Below are 12,776 nucleotides of genomic sequence, written 5' to 3' on the forward strand. Positions count from 1 at the left end.
AGATAAAAATCGAAAAAATATAAAAGCAAGTGGAGAGAAACGAATTGTTTTTCTCCACTTGCTTCATTTTAGGGACTTATCGGACAGCCCCTTTATCATTTTAACAGCCGATCCACAAGTAAAAAAGATTACTCAGTTTTCTCCTGTTTCTTTTTAAATGTTCGATAGACGAAGAAAAATATAATAAGCGCCAATAAAACAATTGGTAAATTCCCTACAACGATCACAACAATCCAAGATGCCGCCTGAACAATCCAATGAATGCTTGTCAAAAATTGTTCTTTCGTTTTTTCCCACGTATTAAAATCCTTTGAAAAATTTTCATGAGATTTTATTTCTGTTAATTGCAGTTCAACTGTTGCATAGTCTGTTCTATTTTCAATATATTTTATTCTGCCCTTTAATTGTTCGATTTCTTCTTGGACAGCTGCCAAATCTTCCGAAATTTTCAACAAGTCTTCTGTTTTCTCAGCCGATTCCATAAATTTAAGGAGCCGAGCTTCAACCGCTTGCTTCGATTTCAATCGAGAGTTTAAATCGACATATTCTTCTGTTTGATCTTCACCAGTCATTTGCTCCGATTTGACTGATTTGCTTGCCTTTTTCACTTCCTCTATAAATCGTTGAAGTTCATTTTGAGGAATGCGGAACGTTACATATGCCTCGATCTTTCCATCCTGTTCCACTGCATTTGATTGAATGATATAGCCCCCTCTGCTTTCGGCCTTCTTTGTTAAGTTTGCAATCGTTTCATCATAGCTTACCACTTCTGCCGTTATATTCGCAGTGTACATAACTTTTCGTTCGTTTGAGTATGTGCTGGCAGCTGATTTCGCTTCAACTGTTTCCATTTCTCCTTTTTTTTCAATTTTTTTCTCTATCATGGTCTGATCCATTTTAGCACTTTCTACGGATGATTTTTGTTCTGAATTGCTGCAGGCGACCAAGAAGAGCAGCAACAAACCAATCAAGACTTTCTTCATTTTCATCATCTCCAGTTAATTACAGTTTATGGATTAGACGAAATAATGAAGCAAAGGTATCTTAAATAGATGAATAAAATGTGTGCAAACAAATGAAAGTGTGCTACTATAATAAACGTACTTGCGCTTGAAACCTTTCGCTTTTACCATTCGTCTAACATAAGGAAATTCTACTCTTCTAAAAAAATCATTTTCATAAAGTTGGTGGGCTTCATGGATTCTAACAAAAAGGCGCAATCGCGGTTTGATTATCAATTAGCATTTATTATATTTCTACTATTTTGCGCGAGCTGCGTGGCCATTTACGGAGCGCAAATGACTTCAGGGCAATATGCGGTAAACTTTATTTTTAAGCAAATTGCCTTCTATGCAGCCAGCTGTCTTATTGCCGGAGTTGTCATGCTGTTCGATTCAGAACAAATTCAAAAAATGACATGGTATTTATACGGTTTTGGGATATTTCTTCTATTTTTGTTAATGATTTCACCAGAAAAAATTGCCAAAGAAATAAATGGCGCTAAAGCATGGTTTACTCTTCCCGGTTTTTCGTTTCAGCCTTCAGAAATCATGAAAGTTTTCTTAATCATTGCTTTGAGCCATATTATTTGCAAGCATCATCAAAAGTATTTGCATCGAACCATTCAAACCGATCTCATTTTGTTATGTAAAATGGGTGTGACGACAGCAGTACCGGTATTGTTCGTTATACTGCAGCCTGACTTTGGGACTGCGCTTGTCATGTTTGCCATTTTAGCCGGCCTTATTCTTGTTTCAGGCATATCTTGGCGGATTCTTACATTAGGGTTTCTCATCGTAACCCTCTTTGCTGCAACAATTTTTTATCTTGTATTGCGAATGCCTGAATTTCTTGCCAAATATTTAGGTGTCAAGCAATATCAGTTCGGCCGGATTTATGCATGGTTAAATCCCGAAGGATATAAAAGCGCTGAAGGCTATCATTTGCTCAATTCTCTAAAAGCTATCGGATCTGGCCAAATTTTCGGAAAAGGGGTTGGGCATGGACAAGTATATATCCCTGAAAACCACACCGACTTTATATTCAGTGTGATTGGGGAGCAATTTGGATTTATCGGCACTAGTATTGTCATTAGTTTATTTTTCTTATTAATCTATCACATCATTAAAGTGTCAATTGAAACAACTGAACCGTTTAACAGCTATCTTTGTACTGGCGTCATCAGCTTGTTTGTCTTCCATGTATTTCAAAATGTCGGCATGACGATTGGCCTTCTGCCGATCACAGGTATACCGCTTCCTTTTATCAGCTATGGAGGAAGCTCCCTTATTGGCAGCATGATGGCGATCGGATTGATTTTCAGTATCCGATGGCACCATCGTGTATCTATGTTTTCAAAAGAATAGGTGTCCAATAAAGTTGGACACCTTTTTTGTTTTGTTTAAGAAACAAATTGTATTAGCATGAATTTTTCTCGCCTATGGAAGGCAAAGGCAGCAGCTTTCTGTATCACTCATATCTTAACGATTCGATTGGATCCAATCTTGCCGCCTTGTTTGCCGGCAATAGTCCAAAGAGAATCCCAATAAACATTGAGAATAAAAGTCCGCCGACGACAACCTGCCATGATACTAATGATGGCCAACCGGCAAAAATGGAAATGATGGATGCAATTCCTGCACCTAATAAAATCCCTAAAGTTCCCCCAATTAATGTTAATGTCATCGATTCAATTAAAAATTGCAGCAAAATTTGTCTCCTTGTTGCACCAAGAGCTTTGCGAATGCCGATTTCTCTCGTTCTCTCGGTGACGGAGACGAGCATGATGTTCATGACACCGATGCCGCCAACTACGAGGGAAATTCCGGCTATGCTTCCGATAATCATGGTCATAATACGGGTAATTTGGCCGATGGATTCTGCAATTTCTTCAAAATTCACCACTTGATACGAATCTTCTGTTTGATGCATGTCGTTTAGCAATTGCTCAGCTTTTTCCCCTGCAGCTTTGATTTCGTCTGCACTAACTGCTTCAAGCGTTACTTGCGTATAATTCGTTTGACCGAAAGCATTTCGATAAGCCGTCCATGGAGTGTAAATTTCCGACATGCCAAAGGCAAAAATTCCTGTCGGTTTTTCAAGTATGCCGATAATTTCGAACGGCTGATTCGATACCCAAACGACCTCGCCAATCGGATTTTGTTTTTTAAATAAATCTTTTGCTAGTTGGTCGCTAATAATCGCTACACGTCTGCCGCCTAAAAAATCCGCTTCCGTAAACAGTCGGCCTTTATTAATGTTTAATTGATTGACATCCATATATGCAGCATTGATCCCATAGACCGTGGTATCGATTGTTTCTTCTTTATACCTTATTTGATAAGAACTTGTCGTGGAAGCAACAACCTGTTTAACTTCAGGGATCCCTTTCAACGCTTCAACATCTTCTTGGGTAAACGGATCCACTAACATTGCGTTCGGATTTGCTTTCAACTCTTCTTCACTTGGTTGATAATACACTTCTATCGTATTGCTGCTGCCTGCAATTTGGGCTTTTAAGGCTTGTTCGCCCCCTTGGCCGATTGCTACAACTAAAATAACAGATCCGACTCCGATAATTATTCCTAGCATTGTCAAAATTGAACGGAGCTTATGGGCAAGAATGGAGGAAAACGCCATCCGAAAATTTTCCATCAAATTCATAATGTGCTCCCCCGTCCCAAATCTTCTTGTAAAATTTCTCCATCTCTTACTACAATCGTACGCTTAGCAAATTGAGCCACTTCATGTTCATGCGTTACGACAATGATGGTTGTCCCTTCTTTATTTAGCATTGTAAATTGTTCCATAATTGCTTCGCTTGTTTTCGTATCCAATGCACCAGTCGGTTCATCTGCCAAAATGAGCTTTGGATTATTCACAATGGCTCGAGCTATTGCCACCCGTTGTTTTTGGCCCCCCGATAATTCGTTTGGCATATGCTGGATTCTATCGCCGAGTCCAACCTTTATTAAAGCCTGCTTAGCGAGTTCATCCCGCTGTTTTTTTCCAATGCCGGCGTAAATCATTGGCAGCTCTACATTTTTTAAGGCGCTCAACCGCGGCAGAAGATGAAACTGCTGAAAAACAAAACCGATTTTCTTGTTGCGTATTTTGGCCAATTCTTGATCATCAAGAGACGATATATCCTTCCCTTCAAAATAGTAAGCACCTGATGTCGGGCGGTCCAAACAGCCAATAATATTCATGAGAGTTGATTTGCCGGAACCGGACGGCCCCATAATGGCCACAAAATCCCCCTGCCGGATTTCTAAATTGATGTTTTTGAGCACATCCATTGTTTCTTTACCGTTTCTATAAGATTTCGTCACATCTTCCAGCTTGATCATTTGATTGTCACTTCCACGCCTGCTTTGATTTCATCAGATGGTTCACGAACAATTTCATCATCTTTTGTTAAACCGCTCGTCACCTCAATATATTCATCGGTTGAAGTACCAGTTTTAATTTCTTTTCTTGTTATTTTTCCGTTTTTCACTACATAAACATATTGTTGATCATCATCTTGTTTAACAGCGGTAAGAGGAATGACATTCGCTTTTTTTCTTTCCGTTTCAATTTCCATAATCAATTTAAAGCCAGGCTTCACCGGGATGTTCTGATCTTGGACAAGAACTTCCACTGGATACTGGACAGCCTCGTTTCCTGTTTCCGCCGCCATCTCACTGCCTTGTTGAGGCAAAATGCCAATTTTCAATACTTTTCCTTTCCATTTTGCATCAGGCACCACATCAGATTTTAAAACTACAGGCTGACCTTCTTTAATTTTTAAAGAATCGTATTCAGAAATGACCCCTTCCACTTTCATTTTGTTCAAACTGCCAATATGTATGATCGGCTTCACATTTTCGCCCATTGCTACTGCTGCGTCTTCATCTACGGTAATCACAATTCCATCAACTTCGCTTTTCACTTCAAGTTCTAAAATCTTCTTTTCTACTGTTTCCAGTTGAATCTTCTGTTGTTTAAGCTCAAGATTCGTCATTTTCTTATCCATTTGCAGTTGATTTTTTTCATTTTCTATTTGCTTTTCTGCTTCTTCTTTACCGACTTGTTTCTTCAATTCTTCTTCTTTTTTCTTCAGATCATCCAACTGCTCATTGATTTGATCTAGTTTGATATAGCTTTGTTCAATCGAAAGCTTGGCCTGTTCCTTTTCAAGCTCTAATTGTTCGTTTTCATAAATGACGAGAGGTGCTCCTTTTTTTATTTTGTCCCCTTCTTTGACAAGGATTTTTTTGATCTTTCCTCTTTCAGCATCATAATAAATTTTTTGTTCATTCATTAATTGAAGAGTACCGGGAATCATAACATTCCCGGTAATTTCTTTTTGCTCCAATTTGACTGTTTCTACAGTCGGATTTTCTTTCGATGCAGCACGAAAAATACTGATCCCAACAAATAAAGCGATGATAACTGCTACTCCTACACCGATCAAAACTTTCTTTCTCATACTATTACTATGCCCCCACTAATGATTGTGTTGCTCCAGATAATGTCAATAGCAGACTGCCAAGAATGAATAAAACGATTGAAATAGTCCATGATGCACCTTTTGACAGTTGACCTACATGATGAAGCCCAAAAGCGGTCAATATTGTTCCCCAAATTCCAAAAATTTCGATAGATGACAAAAATGATCCAAGCGCCCCTTCAGCTCCTACAATACTGTTTAAACTAGTAAATACTTGATTAGGGGTGTCTCCTCCACCGACAAAATATAAAATAATCGCATTTAACAGTGTTCCTATTGAAGTAACAAGAGAAATAAAAACGGTCATTGAAAACATTTGTTTAAAACGAATTTGTTTTCCGGCAATTTTTACAATGGCAAAAAGAATTAGTGCCGAAATCAATAGTGTAATAAGTCCGCCAATGATACCAAACACAAGTGCACCAACTTTTGTAAATGCGCCGACGTAAGCTGCTCCTTCTGCACCTAATTCCTCTTCCACGATGCTATAGTCGACTGATAACACTGAAAGGTAAGCTGCCAAAGATGAAATAATAATGACAACAATTAATGGAAGCAATACTTTTGGCTGTTGTTTGATCCGCTCAAGCGTCTCAATCGGACTTGTCACAATCCCTAACAACGACGGTTTATCCACTTTTTCATTTGAATGCTGAATGTTCAGTTGCTCACTCATTAAAGTCATCTCCTCCATTATAATGATTATTTTCAATTTATTTTACGAGATTGATAAGAATGAAGTTTCACATTTTTTGAATTTCTTACAAATATTTTGAAAAACTTCCCTTAACATGATGAAAAGACCGCAGAAATACATTCTACGGTCTTTTACAGGTTATTAACTCTTTGGTTATCATTTTGTCCGCATGTTGTTTAGCTCTAATTTGCTCCTGCTTGCCGCGTTTTTTTAAAACGGAGCTTGGGTTTGCTGTGCTGATTGCTGGTTTTGCTGACGCACTTCATTGACATTCGTTTGGCTCGCTTGTCCGCTTAACGGATTAAAGCTGAAGCCTGATGATTGCTGCGTTTGATACTGATTCGGTATTTGCTGTGCTGATTGCTGATTTTGCTGGCGCACTTCATTGACGTTTGTTTGGCTCGCTTGTCCGCTTAACGGATTGAAGCTGAAGCCGGATGCTTGCTGCGTTTGATATTGGTTCGGTATTTGCTGTGCTGATTGCTGATTTTGCTGGCGCACTTCATTGATGTTCGTTTGGCTCGCTTGTCCGCTTAACGGATTAAAGCTGAAGCCGGATGATTGCTGCGATTGATACTGGTTCGGTATTTGCTGTGCTGATTGCTGATTTTGCTGGCGCACTTCATTAACGTTTGTTTGGCTCGCTTGTCCGCTTAACGGATTGAAGCTGAAGCCGGATGATTGCTGACTTTGATATTGATTTTGCGGTTGTTGAGCTTGGTATACTGCTTGATACTGGTTTTTCGGTTGATAATTTTGCAGCTGCTGTGCTTGACTATGAAGCGACTGAGCCAAATTTTCAATTTGCTGCAAATTTTGCACCGCATTTTGTTCCTTTTGTCCAAATGCTTGTGTCTGTTGTGCTGTAAATTGATTTGAGCTAAATGCTTGATTAGCGTTTTGCTGTTCTTGCTGTTTCAGTACTTTGGCAATTTGTTGAATCTGCTGCAATGCTTGCTGTGCTTGATTTACATACGATTGAATGCGTTGCGGCACTCTTTTTCCCTCCTTATCATTTAAATTCATTTTATTTTTTTGTAATCACCTAATTTTTATTCATAAAAAAATGTGCTTTACATCACAATTCACCATTTTTTCACAATCAAGATTCCTAGGTTCTGGTAAAATATTGGTATATAGATGGTTTCCTTCTTGAAAGGAGGTTTTATAATGGTCAAACAAGTGGCGGATCCATTCTTAACCGATCCATTGAGTGCTTTGCATGAATATTTCGACGGAATCATAAACGTGAGGGAAGGGACATATCTTTTTCAAGAAGGCATGGAGGTTCATGAATTATATTGCATCCAATCCGGCTTGGTGCAAATAAGCAAAACAACTTCAGATGGAAGAGAATTGGCGCTAAAGATCTGCAAAAAAGGCGACCTTATTGGTGAATTTTCTATTTTTTCAAATGACCCGAAGCACATATTTAACGCAAAAGTTTTGGAAAACAGTTCTATTTATTTCATAAAAAAAGAACGATTAGAATGCAAACTGTTTGAAAATCCGCATCTTAGCCTTTCGTTCCTAAAATGGATGAGCGAGCAATATCAAATTACTCAAACAAAATTCCGCGATTTGATTTTAAACGGGAAGAAAGGTGCCTTATACTCCACACTCATACGAATGGCGAACACCTATGGAGTAGAAACTGAAAATGGCATTCTCATCAATATCGACATGACCAATCAGGAGCTTGCGAATTTTTGCGGAGCAACTAGAGAAAGCATCAATCGAATGTTGAGCAATTTGCGGAAAAAAGGCGTAATTTCTTTTCAAAATAAAAAAATCACCATTCACGATCTTCAATATTTAAAAGATGAAATCAATTGTGAAAATTGCCCCGTTTCCTACTGCCGAATTGATTAAATTGTAAAAACATCTTATATGCGCCTTGTCTTTCAGAGATGGAGCCGGAACTTTAAACTGGCAAATCGCCAGTTTTCTTTATTTATTTTTCATTTAACAAAGATCTAGTCGTGCATATATTCTGTCAAGTAAAACAATGAAAATAGGGAATACTATGCCGGGACAATGATTCGGTCGCAGGACAGGCATTTTTTAAAGCGGCTAAGGCTAAAAAAATGAGAACCTGTTCGATCGTTTCGGGGTGTGCTTCATATAAGTGTCTTTAATCTTTTCCTTCAAATGAAAGGTTCCTGATTTGAGGTTTTGTTTTTTCTTTGCCATTAAAAACCCCCATCCCAGGCAGACTCTTTACACATCATATGAAATGCATCTGTTTTTTTTGTCTACCTGAGTAGGGGATACCAAATGGAATTTAACTCAAAATTTGCACTTGATTCCTGCAAATTTTAGAATTTCCATATGAAACTTTTATTATGAATACAAATCACAACCGGTGCCATTCCCATGCAGGAAAATGTCCGTACCTTTAGTGCCTTCATTATTTAATGCCGATATCGATCTCTCCAATCATCATTAATGACTGGATCGATAAAAGAAGTTGATGATGAATCATAGGATTTCGCAGTTCCTGCTGAATAATGCTTTCGATTTTGCTCACCCTGTAACGCAATCCGCTGATGGATAACGCCAAATCTGCCGCTGTCTGTTCCAAGTTACCGCCATTGACTAGAAAGATGTACAATGTTCGCAGGAACTCGATATTTTTTGGATCATCCAGTTTTAAGTTTCCAAGGCAAGCTTTGGCCATTTTTTTTACCTCTTGTTCATTCTTTTCATTAATCAGCACACCAACAACTCCTAACGATTCAAACGAAATGATTTGTTGGTGTTTCGATGATACCCTGACTGCTGTAAGTGCTTCTTTATATGCTTCCCCGGCATTTGACACATTGTTTGCTTTGGAGCTGATTCCCCCGTAAAATTTAATAGTAGAGAATTGTGAAGATAGTAAATCAACGATTTTTGACAACCATGTTTGTATACCTGTTTTGGCAACTTGATCTGCTGTAACCAGCAAAATAAGATGTTTTGCACGCTGGCCAATCAACATGTTTTGTTTTTGATCATTGCTGTAAGCGGAAAGAAAACTTAAAACTTCTTTTTGCATTTCCAGCTCTTTCGATAAATCATCTTCTTGAAACCGGCAATCCAGCACACAGATATAAAAAGGCTTGGATAAATCCACTCCTATTAAACTAGCTTTCATGATTAAGTCGTGATCATTGCTTTGTTGTCCCGCATTAATGATTTCCTCTAAAAAAAATCCTTTAATCCGTTCATACGATTCTAGCTTTGCTTTTTCATTGAGCAAGCATACCGAGCTGACAGAGGCCAGCCGCTCTAAAATCATAGGAGAAATTGAGGCGTTATATTGATGCAAATCGCGATAAACAAACGAACAATATCCTACAATTTTGTTTTGCAAAAATATTGGTGTCATCAGGCGATCATGATGGCGCAAATGAAGAAGTTGTGTTGATGTGACGATGGCTTGAGGCTGGCAAAAAGGATTTTTTCCTACATAGTCAATAAGTTCGTTTTTATATTGTTCTAATTCATTGGAAGTAATCCCAGCATAGGCCATCGGATGAAGGTGCAGGTTCTCAATTAAAACTGGGATATTCGTCGATTGAAACACTTGACGAACTACGGAGTCTAAATTGTTTCCTTTAATGATTTCCTCAGTGAGCTTCTTATGAACATCCGTCACAAATTTTAAATTATTCCGTTCTTCTAAAAGTTTTTCGTATGTTGCCGCCAGCTCTTCTACGATTGGGGACTCTTCAAGATAGCACAGCTCTTGTTCCGCTTCTTCTCCCCATCGATCCACCGTTTGGCCGATCCAATGGCATTCTTCTTTTCCCATACCTTGACAAGCAATTTCTTTGAAAATCGTCTTTTCTCCGACAATTTCTGAAACGAAGCCGCTGGCATAACCAGAAAGGGTAAAGCAAACTGGGATGGATGATGTCTCAAAATGGCGCACATGTTCTTCTGCTTCATAGGAATGACACCAATATCCTTCCATTCTGACTTGATATTTTCCATTTTCCCTTCTGACTTCTAAAAAAGTACATCTCGCTTTCACATGACCTTTCATCGTATGCAGCTTTGGGCCATCTTGAATGTACTCCTCTACTGTACAGTTTGCATGATTCATCAATTCTTTCGCGTCTTGTCTACCTAGATTCCATCCATACCGAAACAAAAAACCTTTCATCCGTTCAAATCCCATGTCGCGAATTAAATCTCTGCGCAATAATCCGAGCGCATTTGTCGCCACAATCATCGAGCGGGACTTCCCCATATAAATGTAACCGTTATCAAAATTTAATTCCAGCTGATCTAATGCCGATCTTTTTTTGTTCATATGTTACCACCTTAGCTTTATTCAACAAGATCACCAATCAAGTGGCTGAGCGGATACGTTTTGCAAGCCAATACATAACCTTGTTGCCGCTCCTCATCCGAAAGAGCTCCTTTCGAACACAATCCAATTTTGTATTCTCCCTTTTGGATTTTGACTTTGCACATTCCGCAACCTCCATTTGCACATCCATAAGGAATTTTTACTTGATGAGATCTCGCAGCTTTTAATAAATCAACGCTCTCTCCGCAAGAAAAAATTTCTCCGCCTATATGAATTTGATATACCATTATTATCTCCCTCCCAACATGATAATTTTTTCTATTATTCAAGCATGCTCTACAGCATAACGTTATGCGCCATTTTGCACCTGCTTTTACTAGCGCTGGCGAAAAGAAACAAAAATGCCATAGCATTGATCGCATCGTTGATGAACATAACATCATGGCTATCCGACACCTATAAGCATAATAAATATTTTTGCTTAAGGTATGTTTTCTTCTTCACGACCAATGCCGCAGTTCTTGAAAGCGTCGAACGGAGTTCTTAATCACGCAACATGTTCCCCATTCATAAACAATTAACTTTCTACTTTTGTATCTGCCGATTTCATCCCTCTTTTTCATGCTCTCTTCGTTTTTTCACAGATTCTCCAGCAATTCCCCAATGTTCTAGAGGCATTTCTTGAATCATGATGCGGACATTTTCTTTCGGCGCATCCAATACTTTGCACACCGTCTCCGTTAATTCATAGATAAGTGTCTCCTTTTTTTCCGGAGAACGACCTTCTAACAAGTGAACTTGAATGAAAGGCATACGTTTTGACTCTCCTTTCCAAAGATAAAAAGGCTTCAACCGAACGAAAGAAGTTCAGGCTTATGGAGAAAACGTTTTGCTATTGCATCGGCTAACTCTCGCTTAGACGATTTCTACCATTGCACTGATTCCTGGTCACGAGAAAGTTTGTTATTGTTCAAATAATGGACCCTGACACACTAGCACCGCAACCGTCGAAATAATGGCACCATTCCTTTAAAAAACTATAAAGATGAAGCATACATCTGATCCAACATTTTTCGTAAATCGTTCTTTTAACATGATGCGGGAAGACAGCCGCTAAAGTGAGAAAATGCGATGCCGGCTGCAAAAAATTTCAAATCGCTTTTAGTGCAGGCTGTCTTTCTAGGTAAAGCGTCAATGATTGAAATGTACAACAACCGTAACTGTTGTGTTGTACTAGGCATATTCGCAATGCTGTCTGGCTTTGAAAAAGCGAATCATAACCTTGTTTTTGATAAAAACATAAAAATATTCTTATATTTCATTGTGAAAAAAATGCAAAAGCAAAGAATGAAAGCTGTCTCGATATTCCACTTGCGTCCAATGGCTGCATTGTCCGTAAATCATCATTTTTACCCGCGGAAGATGTTTGGCAAAATAATAACTTGTCTCAACAGGAACGATCGGATCATTCAGCCCGTGAACGAGTAAAACTTGTTGTTGTATGCGGCGCAAAGTGGCGCTTGGCAAAACAAGATCATCTACTATCCGCTGGCGAAGCGGAGGAAACATTGCTTCATAGGAACGGCGCACGGCAGAATTCATTGCGGCCTCAAAGCGCATTTTACTAATACTGTTAAGATTGTCTTTAATAAAGCTTTCATCATATGCAAACCAGCGAATGATCTGCGCCATTGCCTCTGCGGATGGATCCTCATAAAACCCCCAAACACGGTCAAGTTCTGGAGTCAATCGAAACGGAGCACCCGCCGAGCCCATCAACACAACGCGATCAATTCGATCAGGCGCCTCGGCCAATAAATGAAGAGCAACAGCCCCGCCTAAAGAATTTCCCACTAAATGAACGTTTTTCACTTCCAATTCATCCAAAAGGTCTTTAAGCTGATCCACCCATAACCTCATCCATGACCGGATGCCTTTCGGAGGTGAAGACGGATGTTCCGACATTCCAAAACCGATTAAGTCTGGCGCGATACAATCAAATCCCTTTTCCTTGAAAAAAGGGAGCGCATATTGCCAATTAGACCAAGCAGTTGCTCCAGGACCGGACCCATGGATAAAAAGAATCGCTTCATTATTTCCGATGCCGGTGCGGTAAAAATAAGTTTCATAGTCTCCGGTTTTGACACGGGCACTTGTCGCTTCTTGCAAACCAATTCCTCCCCTCTCGACTCTATTATCGAATCATTTTCCAACACGTACTCCTGACACGAAATTAATTGACGCAATTTTTAGAAAATACTAATTATCCCAATCGTAAACGG

The 12,776-nt window shown here is 39.1% G+C and carries 12 protein-coding genes; 2 read left to right on the plus strand and 10 right to left on the minus strand.

Features of this window, described 5'->3' with window-relative positions; all coding sequences use genetic code 11:
• Nucleotides 1-128 precede the first annotated feature (128 nt).
• Nucleotides 129-983, minus strand: coding sequence for a DUF4349 domain-containing protein (locus tag FB379_RS15595; RefSeq protein ID WP_158640209.1), 855 nt, complete (start codon nt 981-983; stop codon nt 129-131).
• A gap of 213 nt (nt 984-1,196) precedes the next feature.
• On the opposite strand from FB379_RS15595, the gene FB379_RS15600 reads away from it, so the two are divergent.
• Nucleotides 1,197-2,366, plus strand: a complete 1,170-nt coding sequence (locus tag FB379_RS15600; RefSeq protein WP_063389628.1) for an FtsW/RodA/SpoVE family cell cycle protein — start codon at nt 1,197-1,199, stop codon at nt 2,364-2,366.
• Nucleotides 2,367-2,469: 103 nt separating this feature from the next.
• On the opposite strand, the gene FB379_RS15605 is transcribed toward FB379_RS15600, so the two are convergent.
• From FB379_RS15605 to FB379_RS19045, 5 genes are all read right to left on the minus strand, one after another.
• On the minus strand, nt 2,470-3,663 hold the full coding sequence (locus FB379_RS15605; RefSeq protein WP_144598353.1) for an ABC transporter permease: 1,194 nt from the start codon (nt 3,661-3,663) through the stop codon (nt 2,470-2,472).
• Complete coding sequence (locus FB379_RS15610; protein WP_130157972.1) at nt 3,660-4,349, minus strand: ABC transporter ATP-binding protein; 690 nt, start codon at nt 4,347-4,349, stop codon at nt 3,660-3,662. Before FB379_RS15610 ends, FB379_RS15605 begins: the two co-directional genes overlap by 4 nt.
• On the minus strand, nt 4,346-5,473 hold the full coding sequence (locus FB379_RS15615) for an efflux RND transporter periplasmic adaptor subunit (RefSeq protein WP_130157970.1): 1,128 nt from the start codon (nt 5,471-5,473) through the stop codon (nt 4,346-4,348). Before FB379_RS15615 ends, FB379_RS15610 begins: the two co-directional genes overlap by 4 nt.
• A gap of 7 nt (nt 5,474-5,480) precedes the next feature.
• Nucleotides 5,481-6,170: a YknW family membrane protein gene (gene yknW / locus FB379_RS15620; protein WP_158640210.1), complete on the minus strand. Its 690-nt coding sequence runs from the start codon at nt 6,168-6,170 to the stop codon at nt 5,481-5,483.
• A gap of 231 nt (nt 6,171-6,401) precedes the next feature.
• The gene (locus FB379_RS19045) at nt 6,402-7,187 is read right to left on the minus strand and encodes a hypothetical protein (protein ID WP_277874810.1); all 786 of its coding nucleotides are present in this window, start codon (nt 7,185-7,187) and stop codon (nt 6,402-6,404) included.
• A gap of 174 nt (nt 7,188-7,361) precedes the next feature.
• Between FB379_RS19045 and FB379_RS15635 the strand changes: the two genes are divergently transcribed.
• The gene (locus FB379_RS15635) at nt 7,362-8,063 is read left to right on the plus strand and encodes a Crp/Fnr family transcriptional regulator (RefSeq protein ID WP_082829469.1); all 702 of its coding nucleotides are present in this window, start codon (nt 7,362-7,364) and stop codon (nt 8,061-8,063) included.
• 538 nt (nt 8,064-8,601) lie between these two features.
• Here FB379_RS15635 and FB379_RS15640 read toward each other — a convergent pair.
• From FB379_RS15640 to FB379_RS15655, 4 genes are all read right to left on the minus strand, one after another.
• On the minus strand, nt 8,602-10,494 hold the full coding sequence (locus FB379_RS15640) for a XylR N-terminal domain-containing protein (protein WP_144598355.1): 1,893 nt from the start codon (nt 10,492-10,494) through the stop codon (nt 8,602-8,604).
• Between the two features lie 17 nt (nt 10,495-10,511).
• Nucleotides 10,512-10,781 carry a 2Fe-2S iron-sulfur cluster-binding protein gene (locus FB379_RS15645; RefSeq protein WP_063389622.1) on the minus strand — a complete coding sequence of 90 codons (270 nt, stop codon included), beginning with the start codon at nt 10,779-10,781 and terminating at the stop codon, nt 10,512-10,514.
• Nucleotides 10,782-11,100: 319 nt separating this feature from the next.
• On the minus strand, nt 11,101-11,346 hold the full coding sequence (locus tag FB379_RS15650) for a 4-oxalocrotonate tautomerase (RefSeq protein ID WP_277874811.1): 246 nt from the start codon (nt 11,344-11,346) through the stop codon (nt 11,101-11,103).
• A gap of 459 nt (nt 11,347-11,805) precedes the next feature.
• A complete protein-coding gene (locus FB379_RS15655; protein ID WP_144598356.1) occupies nt 11,806-12,663 on the minus strand; it encodes an alpha/beta fold hydrolase in 858 nt (285 codons plus the stop codon).
• Nucleotides 12,664-12,776 lie beyond the last annotated feature (113 nt).

This window comes from Aeribacillus composti (genome assembly GCF_007827555.1).
Classification (GTDB): Bacteria; Bacillota; Bacilli; order Bacillales; family Aeribacillaceae; genus Aeribacillus; species Aeribacillus composti.